The organism is Paracoccus haematequi (assembly GCF_900631945.1).
GTDB lineage: Bacteria > Pseudomonadota > Alphaproteobacteria > Rhodobacterales > Rhodobacteraceae > Paracoccus > Paracoccus haematequi_A.
The window spans coordinates 40,985-59,656 of sequence record NZ_UZWE01000021.1 but is presented as its reverse complement, the minus strand read 5'-3'; the positions used below and the strand labels follow the sequence as shown (position 1 = coordinate 59,656).

The window sequence follows — 18,672 nt, the reverse complement described above, 5'->3', positions numbered from 1 at the left end:
CTTGATGTATGCGCTTCTTCGAAGATATGCAATAACCCGCAAAACGGCCTTTTAGCCGCAGGTCGACAGGACGATCACCGGAAACAGCGTGGCGGCGCTGGCGACCGCGCCGATCCAGTTGCCTGCACGGACCAGCAGCGCCTGCCTCGCGCTGCCATCGGCCCTGTTCCACAGGATCAAGGCGCCGTGCAGGGCCAGCCCGGCCAGCCACAGCAGGATCATCGCCAGGGGATGCAGCGGCCCGGCGGGCGTTGCGCGGGCGGGCCAGTCCCAGGCACAGCCCAGCCCGTGCAGCGCATAGACGGCGGAAAACAGCGCGCCCCACAGCAGCGGCCCCGCCAGCATCCGCAAAACCCAGGCCATCAGCCGACCTCTTGCAGGATGACAAGGCCCAGCGACAGGGCGGCGGTCGCCAGCCAGAAGGCCTGGAACAGTTGCCAGACCGGCGCGGCGCCTCGGCGCAACCGGCTGGTCCGTCCCTGCCGGGCATCGCACAGGCTGCGCAGCCCCAGCATCAGCGCGACAGCCCCGTGGAACACCGCATGGCCCAGCAGAACCCCGCGCAGGGCGTCGCGGGCATGGCGGCGCGGATCGTCCAACTGCCAGGCCAGCACGCCCAGCAGCGCCAGCGCCAGCCCCGCGGCCAGCACTCCCGTCAGGGCGGCAGTGGCGCCGGTCGGCCTGTCGCGCCGCGTCTCGGCCAGGCGGGCGGCCAGGGTGGCGGCGGCGATGGACAGCAGCGCCCCTCCGGCGGCCAGCAGCGCGCCAAGGCCCAGGCCGCTTTCCGGGGCGGGCCAGTTCGGGGCGATGACGGTCAGAAAACCCACCCCGAACAGCAGCGAGGCATAGAGCGTCCCGTCCGCCACCAGCAGCGTCACGGTCCCGCTATAGGCGAGGGTCTGGCGGATCTGCCAATGCTCGGGCAGGGACAGGCCGGGCGCGACGGGGATCGGCGCCGCGTCGCGCGGGCTGCCCATGAAGCCGCCCCACTGCCATCCCGCCCACAGGATCGCCGCGATGGCCAGAGGCGTCAGCCAGTAAAGCCCCGCCAGCATCAGCAGGAAGAAGCTGCCAAGCGCGGCGGCGGTCCAGATCGGCAACACGGTGTTTCCCGGCACCACGGCGACGTGATCGGGGCGGCCGGTGCCTGCGTCCGTCACCAGAACCTCTCGCCGGTCTCGGGGGGAGCCGGGCAGCAGGCCCTCGCCCCGCGCCAGGGGCAGGATCGCGCTGCTGTCGGGATGGCGCGGTCCGGGCAGCGAGGCGAAGTTGTAGGGCGGCGCGGGCAGCGCCATCGCCCAGTCCAGCGTCTCGGCCCGCCATGGGTTGCGGTGGCTGCGCCGACCGAACAGCCATTGCATTCCGATATCCATCACGAACAGCGCGAAGCCCGCCGCCATCACCATCCCGCCGATGGACGACACCAGGTTCAGCCATTCCCATTCCGGGTTGCCCGGATAGCGGTCGATCCGGCGCGGCATCCCCAGAAGCCCGGTCAGGTGCATCAGGAAGAAGGTGCCGTGAAAGCCCAGCAGGATCAGCCAGAAGGCGGCCTCGCCCAGGGCGCGGACCCGGAACCTGCCACTGATCATCGGCATCCAGTAGGTGATCCCGGCCATCATCGGAAAGACGAAGCCGCCGACCAGGACGTAATGCAGATGCGCGGTCACGAAGGCGGTATCATGGGCCTGCCAGTTGAAGGGCACCATGGCCAGCATCACCCCGGTCAGCCCGCCCATCACGAAGGTCAGGAAAAAGCCGATCACATGCAGCATCGGCAGGCGCAACTCTACCCTGCCCGCCCACATCGTGCCGATCCAGGCGAAGATCTGGACCGAGGTCGGCACCGCCACCAGGGCCGAGGCCGCCGAAAAGAACGCCAGCGCCATATGCGGAATGCCCACGGTGAACATGTGATGCACCCACAGCCCGAAGGACAGGAACACCAGCCCCAGCACCGCCGCGACGATGGCGCCGTATCCCAGAATCGGCACCCGCGCGAAGACCGGGATGATCGTGGACAGCACGCCTGCGGCGGGCAGGAAGATGATATAGACCTCGGGGTGGCCGAACAGCCAGAACAGGTGCTGCCACAGCAGGGGATCGCCGCCGCGCAGGATGTCGAAGAACGGCCAGTCGAAGGCGCGTTCCAGTTCCAGCAGGATCGATCCCAGGATCAGCGGCGGAAACCCCACCAGCATCATCGCGGCGGTGCCCAGCATGTACCAGCCCATCAGCGGCATCCGCGTCAGGCCCATGCCCGCCCGGCGCATCCGCAGGATCGTGACGATGATCTCGACCGCCGCCGCCACGGCCGAGATCTCGACGAAGGTCACGCCCAGCAGCCAGACATCGGCGCTGACGCCGGGGGTATGGGTCTTGCCGGACAGGGGCACATACATGAACCAGCCGCCATCGGGCGCCATGCCCAGCAGCAGCGACGCCAGGATGATCGTGCCGCCGAACAGGTAACACCAATAGCCAAGCGCCCCCAGGCGCGGAAAGGCCAGGTCGCGCGCACCCAGGATCTTGGGCAGCAGCCACATGCCCAGCCCCTCCAGCATGGGGATGGCGAACAGGAACATCATGATGCTGCCGTGCATCGTGAAGATCTGGTTATACAGCGCCGTATCCAGGAAGGCCCCGTCCCGCGTCGCAAGCTGCGCCCGGATCAGCATCGCCAGAACGCCGCCGATGGCGAAGAACACGAAGGAGGTCGCCATGAACCGCAGCCCGATCGTGCTGTGGTTGACCGAGGCGAGGCTGCCCCGCCAACCGGGCAGGTCGGACCAGATGCGGTCCATCTCGCGGTGCAGGCGCAGCGCCTTGCGGGCAGGATTGGCGGGAATGTCCTCGGTCATGGCGCCCTTTCGGCAGAGATGAAGGCAGGCGGCGCGGCGGGGTCATAGACGACCACCTCGAACCGCATGGCGGCATGGCCCAGGCCGCAGAATTCGGCGCACAGCCCCTCGTGCCGTCCGGGGGCGTCGGCTTGCAGGCGGTGGACGTTGCGATGGCCGGGGATCGCGTCCATCTTGCCGCCAAGCTGGGGCACCCAGAAGGAATGGATCACGTCGGGGCTGGTCAGCACGATGTCGAAGGGCTGGCCTGCCGGGACATACAGGATCCCCTCGGTCACGACGGGTCCGTCCGGGCCGGGCTGGGTAAAGCGCCAGCCCCAGTTATAGGCCTCGGCCTGGACCTGCATGGCGCCGTCGCCGCGCGCGATCATCCGCTCGCCCGTCCACAGCGCGAAGCCCAGCAGGACCGCCAGCACCGACATGGTGAAGCCCAGGCCCCACCAGACGATCCAGCCGCGTTCCCCGGTCGGGCGCGGGCCGCGCCACAGCGCAAGGCCCGCCAGCACCAGCACCAGAAGGGTGATCAGGCCCGCCCCGGCCAGCATCGCCCACCACAGCGTGGCGATCTGCTGGGCGGCGGGTCCGGCCGGGGACAGCGCGCTTGCGCCGCCGTCGCAACCGGCCAGCAGGGGAACCGCAAGGACCGCCCAAAACTTCCCCTTGTGCAACCCCGACGGAGACTGCCGATGCGACCCAAACGGACCTGGAGCCAACGCCGCCGCCTTTCCGACCCGATCGAGGAGCATTCGGCCTTCGACGATACCGAATCCACCATCGCCCTGGCGGGCCATCCGATCCACGCGATGCTGATCACCTATCCCATCGCCCTGGCCTTCCTGACGCTGTTCGCCGACGGCATGTTCTGGTGGACGGGCGACGCCTTCTGGCCGCGCATGGCGGTCTGGACGGCAGGCATCGCCTTCGTGATGGGCGTGCTGGCCGGCATCGCCGGAACGGTCGAGCTGCTGATCGTTCCGGGCATCCGCATCCGCGCGCCCAGTTGGACGCATTTCATCCTGGCCTGCACGCTGCTTTCGGTCCTGGGCGTCAACTGGGGCTTCCGCCTGCCCGACCCGCAGGCGGCGGTGCTGCCGGTGGGGATCCTGATCTCGGCCCTGGGGGTGGGGCTGACGACGGTCACCGGCTGGCATGGCGGCAAGCTGGTCTTCGACTATCAGATCGGCACGCAACGGGATCATGGCAGCTGATCCCTGGGCGCCTGCATGATGTCCGGCAGCAGATCCGCGACCCAGGCCAGATCCGGCTTGGCCAGCACCAGCCACAGAACCGCCGCCATCGACGGCAGGCCGATGGCCAGGGCGATGCCCGGCCACGGCATGTCATAGGCCCGGCCCGGATCGCTGCCCCTGCCCCGGCGTTGCAGACCCGACTGCTCGATCAGGTGGCCGATCCAGGCATGGGTCAGCGCCATCAGGCTGACGAACGCCAGCTTGGCGACGAACCACAGATCGAACACCTCGGCCGCGAAGATCAGCGCGGTTCCCGCGACCACGGCGATGACCGCCGCGGGGGTCGCGAAGCCGATATAGCCGTAATGCGTCAGCAGCCGGAATTCGGAATAGCGGACCTGGCGCCGCGCGTGGCCATAGGCGATCAGCAACAGCGGCAGGGCGATCAGCCCGGCGCACCAGCACAGCATCGCGGCGATATGGATGGCCTTCAGCGCCGCGATCATGCCGCGAAGCCCCGCTGCCAGCCTCGGCGCAGCATCCAGCCCGCAAAGCCCGCCATCGGCAGGAAACCCGGCACCCACAGGATCAGCCCGGCCAGCCGCTGATCGTCCAGCGCGGTCATGCCCCACAGCGCCGCGCCGTCGACATGCTGGACATAGAGGACGGCGGGCGCGAAGGTCAGCACCGCACCCAGAAAGCCCATCACCCCCGCCAGCCCCATGGTCAGGACGCTGTTGCCCAGGACCGCATGGCGCGGCCCGGCCAAGACCGCCGACCAGAAGGCCCAGGCGGGCAGCAGCAGCGCCGCCTGCATCAGCCAATAGACCGCATCGGATCGCCAGATCGCGTCATAGACCGCAGGCAGGTGCCAGGCCGCCATCGCCAGGGCCATCCCCGCCGCCCCGATTTGCGCAGGCCAGCGCGCGGCCAGCGGCCAGGCCAGCGCCAGGGCGGGCGCGGCCACCCCGGCAAGGACCAGGTGATGCAGCGCGCGGGCCGAAAACAGCGAAACGGTCAGCGCGCAAAGGGGCGACACGAAGGCCAGAACAAGCGCCAGGACCGCGACGCCGCCCGCCCTGCCCGCCTGACGCCACCACAAGGCCAGCGACAGCAGCGCCAGCCCGGCCAGCAGCGGCGGATCGAGATTCCAGGCGGTCCATAACCCGCCAGGGGCTGCGCCCGGTCCGCAATAGGGTTGACTCATGGATCCTCGCTTTCCGTCGGGCTGGGGCCGCAGGCTGTCCAAGGATAATACCGAACCCCGCCAAAGGGTTTCGTGCGGCGGCCGATGCTTGCATCAGGTCAGCACGTAATCCTGCGGGACCGGCATGGCGGGCAGGTCCGTCTCGCCCAGGGCGGATCGCAGGTGGATCTCGATCACCGTCGCATAGGCGGCGATCGGCAGGTTGTTCGGCATCAGGCCGAACGGCTCCTCCAGTTCCTCGCCCAGGGCGTCGAGGCCGAAGAAGGTATAGGCGACCAGCATGGCGGCCAGGGGCGTGGACCAGCCCAGCATGTCGGCAAGGCCGAAGGGCAGCAGGAAGCAGAACAGATAGGCCGTGCGGTGCAGAAGCAGCGTATAGGCAAAGGGCAAGGGCGTGTTGGCCAGACGCTCGCAACCCACCAGGGCCTGCGTCAGCCGCCCCAGGCTGTCGTTCAGGGCAAGCGCCTCGACCGGGGCAAGACGGCCCTGGCGCAGCAGCCGGCCGACCAGCCCGGCGACCTCATGCAGGATCCGGTCCGCCGGCCGGGCCGAGACGGCAGGCGCGCCCGCCGCCTGAAGGCTGGTCCTGTGCCGCAATTGCGCGACCGCCGCATGGGCAAAGGCGATGATGGCCGTCAGGATTTCGCGCCGTTCGGGCGACGGGCCGTCCGGGCCGTCATCCAGGACCACCGTCTGCCGGGCGACGTCGCGGGCCGAGTGGATGATCCCGCCCCACAGCTTTCGGGCCTCCCACCAGCGGTCATAGCAGGCATTGTTGCGGAAGCTGAGAAAGATCGACAGCGCGATGCCGATCAGGGTCAGCGGTGCCGGATTGATTCCCGGCACCACCTGCGGCGCATGACGGTGGGCGGCCACGACGACCAGCGACAACAGGCCCACGGCGGCAAGCTGCGGCCAGGTGCGCAGGATGATCGACCCCTTCAGGACGAAGAACAGCGTCAGCAGGCCGGGCCGGGGGCGGACGATCATCGGGCAAGCCCCCTGCCCCCAAGGCTGCGAAAAACGGTTCCGAGAAGTTGGCGCGTCATCGGCGGCTGTCCTGACCCATGCCCCGGAATTGAAGCGGCGGCGGGACCTCTCTTGTCAAGCCCGGCCGGCCTCATTCTCCTTTGTCCAAATATCCCGCAGGGGGTCCGGGGGACGCGAAGTCCCCCGGCGGCTCAGCCCAGCACCTCGCGCACGGATTCAGCGGCGGCGGCGACGATGGTGTCGGCCTCGGCGCGGGTCAGGCACAGCGGCGGCGCAAAGCCAAGGATGTCGCCTTGCGGCATGGCCCGCGCGATCACGCCGCGCTTCAGCATCGCCGCCACGATCCTGGCCCCCACGCCTTCGGACGCGTCGAAGAACGTCCGCGAATCCCGGTCGCGGACCAGTTCCACGGCGCAGAGCATCCCCTCGCCCCGGATCTCGCCGACATGGGGATGATCGCCAAGCGCGGCCCGCATCTGCGCGTTCAGATAGGCGCCGGTCTCGCCCGCGTTGCGCACCAGCCCCAGTTCGTCGATCAGCTTCAGGTTGGCAATCCCCGCCGCCGCGCCGATCGGATGGGCGGAATAGGTCCAGCCATGGCCGAAGACGCCGTTCTCGTCGGTGCCCTGCATCAGCACGTCCCAGACCCGCTGACCGACGATCGACCCGGACAGGGGGGCATAGGCACTGGTCAGCCCCTTGGCGCAGGTGATGATGTCGGGCTTCATGCCGTAATGATCGGACCCGAACAGCGACCCCAGGCGGCCGAAGCCCGTCACCACCTCGTCGGCGATCAGCAGGATGTCGTACTTGTCCAGCACCGCCTGGATCGCGGGCCAATAGCCTTGGGGCGGGGGCACGATGCCGCCGGTGCCCAGCACCGGCTCGCCGATGAAGGCGGCGATGGTGTCGGGGCCTTCCGCCTTGATCAGCGCCTCCAGCTTGTCGACGCAATAGCCCACGAAGCTGCTTTCGCTTTGTGAGGGATCGGGACGGCGGAAGTAATAGGGCGCCTCGGTGTGGATCACCTGCGCCAGGGGCAGGTCGAACTTCTTGTGGAACAGCTCGAGCCCGGTCAGGCTGCCGGTCATCAGGCCCGACCCGTGATAGCCCCGCCAGCGGCTGATGATCTTCTTCTTCTGCGGCAGGCCGCGGATGTTGTTGTAATACCAGACCAGCTTGATGTTGGTTTCATTGGCGTCCGACCCGCCAAGCCCGAAATAGACCCGCGCCATGCCGTCGGGGGCGCGGTCCATGACCATCTTCGCCAGCGTGATCGCGGCTTCGGATCCGTGCCCCGCATAGGCGTGGTAATAGGCCAGTTCGCGCGCCTGCGCGGCGATGGCGTCGGCGATTTCCGTCCGGCCATAGCCCACGTTCACGCAGTAAAGCCCCGCGAACCCGTCCAGCAGGCGGTTGCCGTCGCGGTCGATGATATGGACGCCCTCGGCCCCCTTGACGATGCGCTGCGCGCCTTCGCCGCGGGCGAATTGGCCCAGGTTGGTCGAGGGATGGAAAAAGCTCTCGCGGTCCCATTTCGCCAGTTCGTCATTCGTCAGCATTCTCATGCCCTCCTGTGCTCTGCCCAGTCGCGGCAGACGTATTTGATTTCGGTGAAGGCCTCCAAACCGTGGCGGCTGCCCTCGCGGCCGAGGCCGGACTGCTTCATGCCGCCAAAGGGGATCGGCGCGCCGGTGACCTTGGTGCGGTTGACCGCGACCATGCCGAATTGCAGCGCGCGCGACAGGCGATAGATGCGGCGCGGGTCGCGGGAATGGACATAGGCGACAAGGCCGTATTCGGTGTCGTTGGCGATCCGCACCGCCTGGTCCTCGGTCTCGAAGGGGGCGATGGCGGCGACTGGGCCGAAGGTTTCCTGGCGGAAGATCAGCGCATCGACGGGGACATCGGCCAGCACCGTCGGCTGATAGAACAGCGGACCTTGCGGGTCGCGCCCGCCGCCGGTCAGCAGCCGGGCGCCGCGCGACAGGGCGTCGGCCACATGTTCTTCCTGCTTGCGGACCGCGCCTTCGTTCATCAGCGGGCCAAGGTCGCGGTCCTGTTCGCCGGGGCCAAGCGTCAGCGCGGCGGCGGCGTCCGCGAAACGGCGGCAGAACTCGTCATAGATCGGGCGTTCGACCAGGAAGCGGTTGGCACCCAGGCAATCCTGGCCCGAGGTCGCGAACTTGGCCTTGATCGCCTCTTCCACCGCCAGGTCCAGATCGCAATCGGCGAAGGCGATGAAAGGCGCATGGCCGCCCAGCTCCAGCACCAGCCGCTTTACCGTGTCCGAAGATTGGCGATACAGCAGCCTGCCGATTTCGGTGGATCCGGTGAAGGACAGCGCCCGCACCCGCGGATCGGCGCACCATTCCCCGACGATTTCCGGCGCCTCGCCCGTCACCACGTTGAACACCCCGGCAGGGAAACCGGCGCGATCCGCCAGTTCGGCAAGCGCGGTCGCCGACAGCGGCGTTTCGGCAGAGGGATGGATCACCACCGTGCAGCCGGCAGCCAGGGCCGCAGCCGCCTTGCGGGTGATCATCGCGCAGGGGAAATTCCAGGGCGTCACCAAGGCCGCGACCCCCACGGGTTCCCGCCACAGCTCCATCTCGGCCGTGGACAGGTGCGAGGTCACGCTTTCGATATTGGGGCGCTTGGCTTCCTCGGCATAGAATTCGACGAAGCTGGCGGCATAGTCGATCTCGCCCCGCGATTCCGACAGCGGCTTGCCCTGTTCGGCGGTCATGATCCGGGCCAGATCCTCGCGGTTGTCGCGGATCAGCTGGAACCAGCGGAACAGGATCGCCGCGCGTTCCTGCGGCAGCGCGGCGGCCCAGGCCGGGAAGGCCGCGTCGGCGGCATCCACGGCGGCGCGGGCGCCCGCCGCATCCAGTTTCGCGACCTGCGCGACGGTCCCGCCGGTGGCCGGATCGGTGACGGCGAAACGGTCGCCGCCGATCCAGGCGCCGTTCACGAAGGCGTCGGGGCGCATCAGGGTCTTGTCGGCAATCATTCGTCCACCTCTACGCCGATGACGGCGACACAATCGCCGGGTTTCACGATGCCGGGGAAATGCCGCGCCATCATCAGCCCGGCGCGCGCGGCGGTGACGGTCACGGGCGGCAGCCCGGTGCGAGTCACGGGAAAGATGCGGGCGACCGGCTGGTCCTGCGCGACGGCATCGCCCAGATCCACCAGGAATTCGATCAGCCCGCCGTCTTCCGCGAAGGTGAAGCAATCGGCGTCAGGCATGTCCAGCCATTGCGTCGGCTGGGCCTGAACCTCGCCGCGCAGGACGCCCGCCGCGATCAGCAGGTTCTTCAACCCGCGCTTGGCGATGCCCGCCGTGCGCGCGGTCGCGGTGCCGCCGCCGCCCAGTTCGGTGGTGACGAAGACCTTGCCCATCTCCTCGGCGGCGGTGTCGTACATGCCGACCGCGTCGATCTCCAGCATCTTGACCGACCAGGGCGCCCCGAAGGCCCGCACCAGATCGAAGCTCTGCCCCTCCTGCCGCTTGTCGGGCAGGATGTGGGCGGCGCAGTAGGGCAGAAAATCCAGCGTCTTGCCGCCGGAATGGAAATCCACCACCACATCGGCCATGGGCAGCAGAACCCGCTGGAAGTAGTCCGCGATCTTCTGCGTCACCGTGCCGTCGGGCCGCCCCGGAAAGCTGCGGTTCAGGTTGCCCCGGTCGATGGGAGAGGTGCGCGTCCCCGCCCCGAAGGCCGGATAGTTCATTGCCGGCACGATGATGATCCGGCCCGTCACCTGATCGGCCCGGACGGTCGAGGCCAGGTCGAACAGCGCGATCGGACCTTCGTATTCGTCGCCGTGATTGGCGCCGGTCAGCAGCACGGTCGGCCCTTCGCCGCCCACGACCACGGTGATGGGGGTCATGATCGACCCCCAGGCCGCGTCGTCGCGCGAATAGGGCAGGCGCAGGAAGCCGTGGCGGACGCCCGGTTCCGCGAAATCGACCGTCGCCGTGATGGGCGACGGCGTCAGTTGCATCTGAAGGGGCAGCATGGCCTAGTCCTTCACGAACAGCTTGCGCGGGACCGAGGCCAGCAGTTCCGGCGCGCCCTCGGTGATGGCGATACTTTCGGTGATCTCCAGCCCCATTTCCTCGGACCAGAGGCCGGTCATGAAGTGGAACGTCATGCCGGGTTGCAGCACGGTGGTGTCGCCCGGACGCAGCGACATGGTGCGTTCGCCCCAGTCGGGGGGATAGCTGACGCCGATGCCGTATCCGGTGCGGCCGTCCTTGACGATGCCGTATTTCTTCAGCACCGCGAAGAAGGCGCCCGCGAACTGTTCGCAGGTATTGCCGGGACGCGCGGCCTCCAGCCCGGCCTCCATGCCTTCCAGCACGGCCTTTTCGCCGTCCAGAAACACCTGGGTGGGCTTGCCCAGGAACACCGTCCGCGACAGCGGCGCGTGATAGCGGTTATAGCAGCCCGCGATCTCGAAGAACGTCCCCTCGCCCGCGCGCATCGGCCGGTCGTCCCAGGTCAGGTGCGACGCCGCGGCCTCGCGCCCCGAGGGCAGCAGCGGCACGATGGCCGGGTAATCGCCGCCGAAGCCATCGGTGCCGCGAATGCCCGCGTCATAGATCTCGGCCACCAGGTCGCATTTGCGCATCCCCGGCTCGATCTTCTCGAAGATGCGTTCGTGCATCTTCGTCACGATGGCCCCGGCCTTGCGCATATAGTCCAGCTCGGTCGGGGATTTCACCGCGCGCTGCCAGTTCACCAGCCCGGTCGTGTCGCTGAACGTCGCGTTGGGCAGGTGCTTTTGCAGGGCGGCGAAGGCGGCGGCGGTGAACCAGTAATTGTCCATCTCGACGCCGATGCGTTTCGCGCCCCAGCCCTTGTCCGTCAGGATCTGCGACAGCAGGTCCATGGGATGCTTCTGGGTGTTCTGCACATAATCGTCGGGATAGCCGATGATGTTGGCGTCGTTCAGATAGGCGGTGAAACGCGCCCCCACGGCATCCATGCCGCGCCCGAAGAAGATCGGCTCTCCGTCCGGGGGCACGACCACGCATTGATGGACATAGAAGGACCAGCCGTCATAGCCGGTCAGCCAGTTCATGTTGGACGGATCGGTGACGATCAGCAGGTCGACGCCACCGGCCTCCATCGCCCGGCGGGTCTTGACGAGGCGTTGCGCGTATTCCTCGCGGGTGAATTTCAATGCGACATCTGTCATGGGGGTTGCTTTCAGAGGGTGAAGTCGTGGCCTGCCCCCGCCTGGGCCGCGCGGGCCAAGGCAAGGGTGGCGATGGCGGTGTCCTGGATGCCGGTGCCGGTCAGGTCGGCCAGGGTGATCTGATCCGGGCTGGTCCTGCCGGGGGCCGATCCGGCCAGGATCTGTCCCAATTCGGGCAAATCGCCGTCCAGCCCGCCGTCCAGCCCGGCATGGCGCAATTCGCCCAGCGTGCGGGTCTGGGACAGGCGGTCGGCGACGTAATGCGCCGCCCGGATCAGGTCCGGGGCGATCTCGTTCTTGTGCGGCGCGTCCGACCCCATGGCGGTGACATGGGTGCCCGGCGCGACCCGGTGCAGGATCGGGCTTTCCGCGGGCGTGGTGGTCACGACGATCCCGGCATCGCGCACGGCATCCTCGACCGAGGCGGCGGCGGTGACGGGGATCGACAGCGCGGCGGTCATGTCCTGGGCGAAGGCCCGCGCCCTTGCCGGATCGCGCGCCCAGACGGTGGCGCGGGACAGCGGGCGAACCAGCGTCAGCGCCTGCAACTGCATCCGCGCCTGCATCCCGGCGCCCAGGATCGCGGCGGTGGCCGCATCGGCCCGCGCCAGCGCATCGGCGGCGACCGCCCCTGCGGCGGCGGTGCGCACATCCGTCAGCCAGCCGTTGTCCAGCAGCAGTGCCTCGACCAGGCCGGTCCTGGCCGACAGCACCACCATCATGCCGTTGGTGGACGGCAGGCCAAGCGCCGGATTGCCGAAGAAGCCGGGCGAGATCTTGATCGCGACATGCGACAGGCCGGGAACATAGGCGGTCTTCACATCGACCTCGCCCCGGTGTTCGGGGATGTCCAGCCGCAGGATCGGCGGCATGGCGACGGGCTTCGTCGCCAGCGCCAGGAAGGCGTCGCGGATGCAGGCCACGGCCCCGGTATCCAGGGGCATCAGGGCGCGCAGGTCGGATTCCGTCAGGATCTTCACGGGCGGTCTCATGCGGCGTCCTCCTGCATCAACCGGGCGTGCTGGGCGGGGTCGATATTGCCGCCGGACAGGATGGTGACGGTCGGACCCCGAGGCACGAATTTCCCGGCCAGCAGCGCGGCATGGCCGACCGCCGCCGCGCCCTCGACCACATGGCCGGCGCGGCCCAGATGGCGGATGGCGGCGGCGATTTCCGCCTCGGTCAGCAGGATCACATCGTCCAGAAGATCGCGGCACAGGGCGAAGGTGACGCGGTTGTCCAGCCCGATGCCGCCGCCCAGGCTGTCGGCCAGGGTCGCGACCTCGGCCACCTCGACGGGGCGCCCCGCGCGCAGGCTGGCGGCCATGGCCGCACCGTTCTCCATCGTCAGGCCGATCACGCGGGTCGCGGGCGAGATCGCCTTGATCGCCACCGCGATCCCCGCCGCCAGTCCGCCGCCGGACAGCGGCACCAGCACCGCGTTGGGCGTGCCGATCTCCAACCCGATGGTGCCCTGGCCAGCGACCACATCGGGGTGGTCGAAGGGCGGGATCTGGGTCAGGCCGTCCTGGGCCACCAGGCGCGCGACCTCGGCCATGGCGTCGTCCTGGCTGTCGCCGACGATCCGCACCAGGGCGCCCAGATGGCGGATCGCCTGGACCTTGTTCGCGGGCACCAGCCGCGACAGGCAGACCGTGGCAGGCACGCCAAGCGCGCGGGCGGCATGGGCCAGCGCCCGGCCATGGTTCCCGGTCGAGGCCGTGACCACCCCCCGCACCCCGGCGGGCAGCGACAGGATCGCGTTGGTCGCGCCGCGCAGCTTGAAGGCGCCGGTCGGCTGGCGGTATTCGCATTTCATCAGCACCGGCTGGCCCAGCCGCGCCGACAGCGCCTCGTCGCGCGGCAGTGGCGTTTCCGCGACATGGCCCCGAAGGCGGGCGGCGGCGGCCCGGATGTCGTCCAGCGTCATGGCAGCCTCATCAACTGGCCGGGGGCAAGGGCGCCCGCGACGCCGCAGGCGCGCGCGGCGGCCCACAGCGTTGCGGAATTGGCCGAGACGACCGGGATGCCCACGGCGTTCTCGATCCGGTCGATGATCCCGGCGGCGCGGACGGCGGTGCAGGCCACGAACAGCGCCTGGCTGCCGGGGGCAACGGCCGCCCGCGCGGCCTCGACGATGCTGGCGTGGGTGATCCGGGCCATGTCGCGGTCGTCGGTCAGGCCCAGACAGGACACCGCTTGCAGCGCAAAGCCGCCCGCCTCGAAGCACTCGGCCATCGGCTGCGTCGTCTGGGCATCATAGGGGGTCAGCAGCGTGATCCGATCCGCGCCAAGCGCCCGCAGCGCCGCGAACCCGGCCGAGATCGGCGTGATCGCCGCCGCCCCCGGCTTGCCCGCCGCGATGGCCCCGCGCACCTTGTCGTCGCCGATGACCACCGACGCCGAGGTGCAGCTATAGACCACCGCGTCCAGATCCTGATCCGGCAGGATCAGCGCCGCCGCCCGCGTCACGTCGCCCGCCATCGCGGCCAGCGTTTCGGGCGTGACCGGGTTGGCAAAGGGAATCCGGGTGGCATAGACGCCGATGCCATGCGGCGGCAGGGCGGCGAAGTCGACCTCGGTCGTGTGGTCGGTGGCCAGCGTCACCAGGCCCAGGCGATGCGGCAGGGGACGGTCGTCCAGAACCACGGTCATTTCCCCACCCCGCCATAGCGCCGTTCCAGCCAGCGCAGCCCGACGACCGAGATCACGCTGACGATCAGGAACATCACCCCGACCAGGGTCATCGGCTCGACATAGCGATAGGAACTGTTGGCGACCGACCGGGCCTGGTTCATCAGTTCCAGCACGGTGATGGCCGACAGCAGCGGCGTTTCCTTGAACATCGCCAGCAGGTAATTCGCCATGGCCGGGATCATCGGCGGCACCGCCTGCGGCAGGATGATGTGGATCCAGGTCTGGCGGGCGTTCAGGTTGGTGGCCTTCGCGGCCTCCCACTGGCCGCGCGACACGGCCTCGATCCCGCCGCGATAAACCTCGGACGCATAGGTCGCGTAATGCAGGCCCATGCCGATCACCCCCGCCGTCAGCGCGGGCAGGCGGATGCCCAGATCGGGCAGGACGTAGAAGATGAAGTAAAGCTGCACCAGCAGCGGCGTGCCGCGGATGAATTCCACCACGAAGCCGGTGCCGCGCGACAGGATCCGGTTCCGCGACCGGCGCAGGATGGCAAAGACCAGCCCCAGCACGGCGGCGACCACGGCGCCAAGCGCGGTGGCGATCAGCGTGATCCTGAACCCCGCCAGCAGCTGCGGCATGATCGAGGCGGCGAATTCCCAATCCCATTCCATCAGCGCACCCCGTCCAGGCCGCGCGTCACGCGCCGCTCGTACCGGCGGATGGCGAAGGAAATCACCGAGGACATCGCGAAATACAGCAGCAGGATCGTGACGAAGGGCAGCAGCGTGTTGCCGGTCTGGGACCGCACCACCTGCGCCTGGAAGGTCATGTCGGCCAGCGAGATCAGCGACACGACCGACGTGGCCTTCAGCAGTTCGATGGCGTTGTTGCCGAAGGTCGGCAGCATCAGCGGCAGCGCCTGGGGCAGGATGATGTGGCGCATCCGCTGGAAGCGGGTCAGGTTGACGGCGGTGCAGGCCTCGTACTGGTCGCGCGGCACGGCCAGGATGGCGCCGCGCACCACCTCGGCCCCATAGGCGCCCACGTTCAGGCCCAGCGCCAGGACGCCCGCCTGCATCGGCGTGGGCGCCCACAGCCCGGTCATCGGCAGCACGAAATAGATCCAGAACAGCTGCACGAAGATCGAGGTGCCCCGGAAGAATTCGATATATCCGGTCGCCAGCCAGCGCAGGGCGGCGTGGCCCGAGATGCGGCCCAGCCCGGCGATGAAGGCCACCACCAGCGCCAGCGCGGATCCCATCAGCGTCAGCTTGACGGTGACCCATGCCCCCTGAAGGATAAGCGTCAGATATCCAGACCAGTCGCCCATGCGCTGATGCCTGCCTTTCTGCTGTCGGATGATCGGGCGGGGCCGCGCCCCGCCCCCGTCACGTCACTGTTGCGCGCAAAGCGCCTCGCGGTTGGTCGAGATGGCCGCCTCGGCCGAGAAGCCGTAGGGTTCGATGATCCTGGCGAATTCGCCCGATTCCTTCAGCTTGGCCAGCTCCACGTCGAAGGCGTCGCGCAGCGCGGTGTCGCGCTTGTTGAAGGCCGCGCCGTCGCAATAGACCGGCGCCCCCTGGACCGGGGCCACGACCTCCAGGCTGGCGTCGCCGGATTTCGCCAGCAGGTCGTTCAACGACAGAACCGGCAGCGAATAGGCGTCGATGCGGCCGTCCTGGACCATCTTCAGCCCCGATTGCGCATCAGGCACCACGACCAGCCGGTCGCGCGGCACGCCCGCGTCCAGGGCCAGCTTCTCCTCGGTTCCGCCGCCGGGCGCGCCCAGACGGGCTTCGGGATCGTTGGCGAAATCGGCATAGGACTTGAAGCCCTTGGGGTTGCCCTTGGGCAGCAGCAGCGCCTCGGCATCGCAGAGGATCGGTTCGGAATAGGCCACCGCGTCGCAGCGTTCGGGCTTCATGAACAGACCCGCCGTGATCGCATCGACGCGGCCCGCCTGAAGGCTGGGAATCATGGCGCCGTAATCCAGGATCGAGGCTTCCAGATCGGCCACGCCCAACGCCGCGAAGACCGCGCGGGCCACGTCGGGCGCGGCGCCCGAAACCTTGCCGTCGGCGCCGATGGCGGTGAAGGGCGGTTCGTTGCCGATGGCGATGCGGGCGGTGCCCGCTTCCTTCAGGTCGTCCAGCTTGTCCGCCAGCGCGGGCAGCGGGGCCGCCAGCAGCAGGGCGGCGATCAGGGTGGTTTTCATGGCTTTCTCCTGTTGGGTGTCCATCACACGCGCTGTCCGGCGGCGATGATCTTGCGCAGGAAGGACTTCGTTCGGTCCTCTTGCGGCGCGGTGAAGATCTGGTCGGGCGGGCCTTGTTCGACGATCCGGCCCTTGTCGAAGAACAGAACCCGGTCGGCGAAGTCATGGGCAAAGCCCATCTCGTGCGTGACCAGCAGCATGGTCATGTCGGTTTCCCGCGCAAGACGCTGCATCACCTCCAGCACCTCCTCGACCAGTTCGGGGTCCAAGGCCGAGGTCACTTCGTCGAACAGCATGATCTGCGGCTGCAAGGCAAGGGCGCGGGCGATGGCCACGCGCTGTTTCTGGCCGCCGGAAAGCTGGCTGGGCATATAGGCGGCCTTGTCGGCCAGACCCACCATGTCCAGCAATTCGCGGGCACGGGACTCGGCCGCCGCGCGGCCGACGCCCTGGGTCAGGACCGGGGCAAGGGTGATGTTCTGCAAGACGGTCTTGTGCGGAAACAGGTTGAAGTGCTGGAACACCATCCCGACATGGCGGCGCATCTTGTGCAGATGCGCCTCGTCCGCAGGCAGCTCGGCGCCGCCTTTGGTCATGTGATACAGCGGCTCTCCGTTGATCTCGATCCGGCCGCCGGAAATATCCTCCAGCGTCATCAGGATGCGCAGGATGGTGGTCTTGCCCGATCCCGACGGGCCGATCAGGGCCAGCTTCTCGCCCTTCATCACGTCGAAGTTCAGCCCGTCGATGACCTTCAGCGTACCGAAGGACTTTTGCAGGTTCTGGATTCGGATGATCGGTTGGTCCATGCGTTCCCCGTGCTGTCACAGCGGAACTTTGCAGCGGGATTATATCAGGTCAATCACAAAATAATATCATGACAATTATTCGGGGCGCTTTGCCTAAACCAGCGTCAGAACCGGCTCGGCATTGCTGCCCAGGGTTTCCACGACCAGCCGCAATCCGCGCCGCAGATCCTCGGCTCCGGTGGAACCCAGGGCGATTCGCACCGCGTCCCGCCGCCCGCGTTCGTCCAGCCGGAATGCCCGCCCCGAGGCGACCGCCACCCCCCGCTGCCTTGCCTGGGCCACGAATTCCTCCTCGTCGCGGCCGGGGGGCAGTTCCAGCCAGACATGCAGGCTTTGCGGATGGGCGTGAAAGGGCGCGGATCCCAGAACCTCTCTCGCGATGGCGTGGCGTTCGCGCAGCGCGTCCCGCTGCCAGGACATCAGACGGTCCACCGTGCCGTCGCTGATCCAGTGGCTGAGCAGTTCGACCATCGCGGGCGTCGCCATCCAGTTCGTGACCAGATGCCGGTTCGCGGCGATCGGGGCCAAGCGCGACGGCGACACCAGCCAGCCGATGCGCAGGCCCGGCAGGGTGGTCTTGGTGAAGCCCTGGATATGCAGCACACGTTCCGGCGCCAGCACCGCCATGGGCGGCGGGCGATCCTGGATCAGCGTGTTCAGCATGTCGTTTTCGATGATCAGCAGGTCGTGGCGGCGGGCGATCTGAACCAGTTCGGCGCGGCGGTCTAGGCTGGTCATGATCGCCATCGGATTGATCGCGGAGGGCTGCATATACAGGGCGCGCAGGCTGCCCTTGCGGGCCAGATGGTCCAGGGCCTCGGGGACGATGCCATCATGGTCCACCGGCAGGCCCTCCAGATGCAGGCCCAGGTATTTGCACAGCGGCATCAGCAGATGATGGGTCAGCGCCGCCGCCGCCAGCGTGCCGCCGGGGGGAACCGCGCTCATCACCGCGGTGGTGATGGCCGAGGTCGCGCCGTCGGTCAGGGTGATGCAGTCGGGCGCCACGTCCAGGCCGCCGCGCCGCAGCCAGTCCGCCGCCACCCGGCGATGCTGCGGCAGGACTGAATTCGGCCGGAACGACAGCGCGGCGGGCGCGGTCAGGTTCTCGGCCACCCAGTGCAGACCTTCGCGGAAGATGTCGACATGCATCCGCCCGGTCACCGGCTTCAGGATCGACAGATCGACCAGCCCGCCCGGCCGTTCGGCCAGATACGGAGGCGAATTCTCGGATCCGGCGGGCAGGACGAAGGATCCGCGCCCCACCTCGCCCACCACCAGCCCGCGCCGGATCAGATCCTCATACGCGCGCGAGACGGTCTGCACCGACAGCCCCAGATCGTCGGCCAGCTTGCGCTGCGGCGGCAGGCGCGATCCTGCGGGAAGCTGCCCGTCCCGGATGGCGCGGGCATATTGCTCGGCCAGGGACAGATAGGCGGGGCGATACAAGGCCAGGGGGTCGGGGCGCCAGATTGTCATGATTCACTATCGGGACAATCCAGACGAATGGCAAGGGCCGCCGGGATGCGGCAGGCGGACCATGCCC

At 68.4% G+C, this 18,672-nt stretch carries 19 protein-coding genes; 1 reads left to right on the top strand and 18 read right to left on the bottom strand.

The annotated features are described in order from the left end of the window. Window positions 1-51: 51 nt before the first annotated feature. From PARHAE_RS03270 to PARHAE_RS03260, 3 genes are read right to left on the bottom strand one after another with little or no spacing between them, the layout of a single operon-like run. Window positions 52-363, bottom strand: a complete 312-nt coding sequence (locus PARHAE_RS03270; protein WP_126153171.1) for a hypothetical protein — start codon at window positions 361-363, stop codon at window positions 52-54. Continuing rightward, the gene (gene ctaD / locus PARHAE_RS03265; RefSeq protein ID WP_126153170.1) at window positions 363-2,861 is read right to left on the bottom strand and encodes a cytochrome c oxidase subunit I; all 2,499 of its coding nucleotides are present in this window, start codon (window positions 2,859-2,861) and stop codon (window positions 363-365) included. The genes PARHAE_RS03270 and ctaD overlap by 1 nt, the downstream gene beginning before the upstream one ends. Further along, window positions 2,858-3,529, bottom strand: a complete 672-nt coding sequence (locus tag PARHAE_RS03260; protein WP_241232653.1) for a cytochrome c oxidase subunit II — start codon at window positions 3,527-3,529, stop codon at window positions 2,858-2,860. Before PARHAE_RS03260 ends, ctaD begins: the two co-directional genes overlap by 4 nt. Before the next feature lie 18 nt (window positions 3,530-3,547). On the opposite strand from PARHAE_RS03260, the gene PARHAE_RS03255 reads away from it, so the two are divergent. After that, a complete protein-coding gene (locus PARHAE_RS03255; protein ID WP_126153168.1) occupies window positions 3,548-4,069 on the top strand; it encodes a DUF2231 domain-containing protein in 522 nt (173 codons plus the stop codon). Here PARHAE_RS03255 and PARHAE_RS03250 read toward each other — a convergent pair. The 15 genes from PARHAE_RS03250 to ehuR form a co-directional block, all read right to left on the bottom strand. Then, window positions 4,057-4,557 carry a CopD family protein gene (locus tag PARHAE_RS03250; protein ID WP_126153167.1) on the bottom strand — a complete coding sequence of 167 codons (501 nt, stop codon included), beginning with the start codon at window positions 4,555-4,557 and terminating at the stop codon, window positions 4,057-4,059. The two genes, PARHAE_RS03255 and PARHAE_RS03250, sit on opposite strands and share 13 nt — an antisense overlap. Beyond that, entirely contained in the window at window positions 4,554-5,258 is a 705-nt protein-coding gene (locus PARHAE_RS03245; RefSeq protein WP_126153166.1) for a cytochrome c oxidase assembly protein, read from the bottom strand. Before PARHAE_RS03245 ends, PARHAE_RS03250 begins: the two co-directional genes overlap by 4 nt. A 93-nt stretch (window positions 5,259-5,351) precedes the next feature. Then, a complete protein-coding gene (locus PARHAE_RS03240; RefSeq protein ID WP_126153165.1) occupies window positions 5,352-6,248 on the bottom strand; it encodes a bestrophin family protein in 897 nt (298 codons plus the stop codon). A 191-nt stretch (window positions 6,249-6,439) separates the two neighbouring features. After that, entirely contained in the window at window positions 6,440-7,810 is a 1,371-nt protein-coding gene (locus PARHAE_RS03235; RefSeq protein WP_126153299.1) for an aspartate aminotransferase family protein, read from the bottom strand. 2 nt (window positions 7,811-7,812) lie between these two features. After that, the gene (locus tag PARHAE_RS03230; protein WP_126153164.1) at window positions 7,813-9,264 is read right to left on the bottom strand and encodes an NAD-dependent succinate-semialdehyde dehydrogenase; all 1,452 of its coding nucleotides are present in this window, start codon (window positions 9,262-9,264) and stop codon (window positions 7,813-7,815) included. Then, complete coding sequence (gene doeB, locus PARHAE_RS03225) at window positions 9,261-10,277, bottom strand: N(2)-acetyl-L-2,4-diaminobutanoate deacetylase DoeB (protein ID WP_241232652.1); 1,017 nt, start codon at window positions 10,275-10,277, stop codon at window positions 9,261-9,263. The genes PARHAE_RS03230 and doeB overlap by 4 nt, the downstream gene beginning before the upstream one ends. A gap of 3 nt (window positions 10,278-10,280) precedes the next feature. After that, a complete protein-coding gene (doeA, locus tag PARHAE_RS03220; RefSeq protein WP_126153163.1) occupies window positions 10,281-11,462 on the bottom strand; it encodes an ectoine hydrolase DoeA in 1,182 nt (393 codons plus the stop codon). Window positions 11,463-11,473: 11 nt separating this feature from the next. Continuing rightward, window positions 11,474-12,454, bottom strand: coding sequence for a cyclodeaminase (locus PARHAE_RS03215; protein ID WP_126153162.1), 981 nt, complete (start codon window positions 12,452-12,454; stop codon window positions 11,474-11,476). Beyond that, the gene (eutB, locus tag PARHAE_RS03210) at window positions 12,451-13,392 is read right to left on the bottom strand and encodes a hydroxyectoine utilization dehydratase EutB (RefSeq protein ID WP_126153161.1); all 942 of its coding nucleotides are present in this window, start codon (window positions 13,390-13,392) and stop codon (window positions 12,451-12,453) included. Before eutB ends, PARHAE_RS03215 begins: the two co-directional genes overlap by 4 nt. Further along, a complete protein-coding gene (locus PARHAE_RS03205; protein WP_126153160.1) occupies window positions 13,389-14,117 on the bottom strand; it encodes an aspartate racemase/maleate isomerase family protein in 729 nt (242 codons plus the stop codon). The genes eutB and PARHAE_RS03205 overlap by 4 nt, the downstream gene beginning before the upstream one ends. Beyond that, window positions 14,114-14,773, bottom strand: a complete 660-nt coding sequence (ehuD, locus tag PARHAE_RS03200; RefSeq protein ID WP_126153159.1) for an ectoine/hydroxyectoine ABC transporter permease subunit EhuD — start codon at window positions 14,771-14,773, stop codon at window positions 14,114-14,116. The genes PARHAE_RS03205 and ehuD overlap by 4 nt, the downstream gene beginning before the upstream one ends. After that, entirely contained in the window at window positions 14,773-15,432 is a 660-nt protein-coding gene (gene ehuC, locus PARHAE_RS03195) for an ectoine/hydroxyectoine ABC transporter permease subunit EhuC (protein ID WP_126153158.1), read from the bottom strand. The genes ehuD and ehuC overlap by 1 nt, the downstream gene beginning before the upstream one ends. Before the next feature lie 63 nt (window positions 15,433-15,495). Then, window positions 15,496-16,317, bottom strand: coding sequence for an ectoine/hydroxyectoine ABC transporter substrate-binding protein EhuB (ehuB, locus tag PARHAE_RS03190; RefSeq protein ID WP_241232651.1), 822 nt, complete (start codon window positions 16,315-16,317; stop codon window positions 15,496-15,498). Window positions 16,318-16,340: 23 nt separating this feature from the next. Then, the gene (ehuA, locus tag PARHAE_RS03185) at window positions 16,341-17,126 is read right to left on the bottom strand and encodes an ectoine/hydroxyectoine ABC transporter ATP-binding protein EhuA (RefSeq protein ID WP_126153156.1); all 786 of its coding nucleotides are present in this window, start codon (window positions 17,124-17,126) and stop codon (window positions 16,341-16,343) included. A 93-nt stretch (window positions 17,127-17,219) separates the two neighbouring features. Beyond that, window positions 17,220-18,605, bottom strand: coding sequence for a MocR-like ectoine utilization transcription factor EhuR (gene ehuR / locus PARHAE_RS03180; RefSeq protein ID WP_126153155.1), 1,386 nt, complete (start codon window positions 18,603-18,605; stop codon window positions 17,220-17,222). Window positions 18,606-18,672: the final 67 nt, after the last annotated feature.

What these genes read in the sequence shown, in the direction of transcription:
- PARHAE_RS03270 (WP_126153171.1), bottom strand. Translation starts at nt 363, where the DNA reads ATGGCCTGGGTTTTGCGGATGCTGGCGGGGCCGCTGCTGTGGGGCGCG.
- ctaD (WP_126153170.1), bottom strand. Translation starts at nt 2,861, where the DNA reads ATGACCGAGGACATTCCCGCCAATCCTGCCCGCAAGGCGCTGCGCCTG.
- PARHAE_RS03255 (WP_126153168.1), top strand. Translation starts at nt 3,548, where the DNA reads ATGCGACCCAAACGGACCTGGAGCCAACGCCGCCGCCTTTCCGACCCG.
- PARHAE_RS03250 (WP_126153167.1), bottom strand. Translation starts at nt 4,557, where the DNA reads ATGATCGCGGCGCTGAAGGCCATCCATATCGCCGCGATGCTGTGCTGG.
- PARHAE_RS03245 (WP_126153166.1), bottom strand. Translation starts at nt 5,258, where the DNA reads ATGAGTCAACCCTATTGCGGACCGGGCGCAGCCCCTGGCGGGTTATGG.
- PARHAE_RS03240 (WP_126153165.1), bottom strand. Translation starts at nt 6,248, where the DNA reads ATGATCGTCCGCCCCCGGCCCGGCCTGCTGACGCTGTTCTTCGTCCTG.
- PARHAE_RS03235 (WP_126153299.1), bottom strand. Translation starts at nt 7,810, where the DNA reads ATGCTGACGAATGACGAACTGGCGAAATGGGACCGCGAGAGCTTTTTC.
- PARHAE_RS03230 (WP_126153164.1), bottom strand. Translation starts at nt 9,264, where the DNA reads ATGATTGCCGACAAGACCCTGATGCGCCCCGACGCCTTCGTGAACGGC.
- doeB (WP_241232652.1), bottom strand. Translation starts at nt 10,277, where the DNA reads ATGCTGCCCCTTCAGATGCAACTGACGCCGTCGCCCATCACGGCGACG.
- doeA (WP_126153163.1), bottom strand. Translation starts at nt 11,462, where the DNA reads ATGACAGATGTCGCATTGAAATTCACCCGCGAGGAATACGCGCAACGC.
- PARHAE_RS03215 (WP_126153162.1), bottom strand. Translation starts at nt 12,454, where the DNA reads ATGAGACCGCCCGTGAAGATCCTGACGGAATCCGACCTGCGCGCCCTG.
- eutB (WP_126153161.1), bottom strand. Translation starts at nt 13,392, where the DNA reads ATGACGCTGGACGACATCCGGGCCGCCGCCGCCCGCCTTCGGGGCCAT.
- PARHAE_RS03205 (WP_126153160.1), bottom strand. Translation starts at nt 14,117, where the DNA reads ATGACCGTGGTTCTGGACGACCGTCCCCTGCCGCATCGCCTGGGCCTG.
- ehuD (WP_126153159.1), bottom strand. Translation starts at nt 14,773, where the DNA reads ATGGAATGGGATTGGGAATTCGCCGCCTCGATCATGCCGCAGCTGCTG.
- ehuC (WP_126153158.1), bottom strand. Translation starts at nt 15,432, where the DNA reads ATGGGCGACTGGTCTGGATATCTGACGCTTATCCTTCAGGGGGCATGG.
- ehuB (WP_241232651.1), bottom strand. Translation starts at nt 16,317, where the DNA reads ATGAAAACCACCCTGATCGCCGCCCTGCTGCTGGCGGCCCCGCTGCCC.
- ehuA (WP_126153156.1), bottom strand. Translation starts at nt 17,126, where the DNA reads ATGGACCAACCGATCATCCGAATCCAGAACCTGCAAAAGTCCTTCGGT.
- ehuR (WP_126153155.1), bottom strand. Translation starts at nt 18,605, where the DNA reads ATGACAATCTGGCGCCCCGACCCCCTGGCCTTGTATCGCCCCGCCTAT.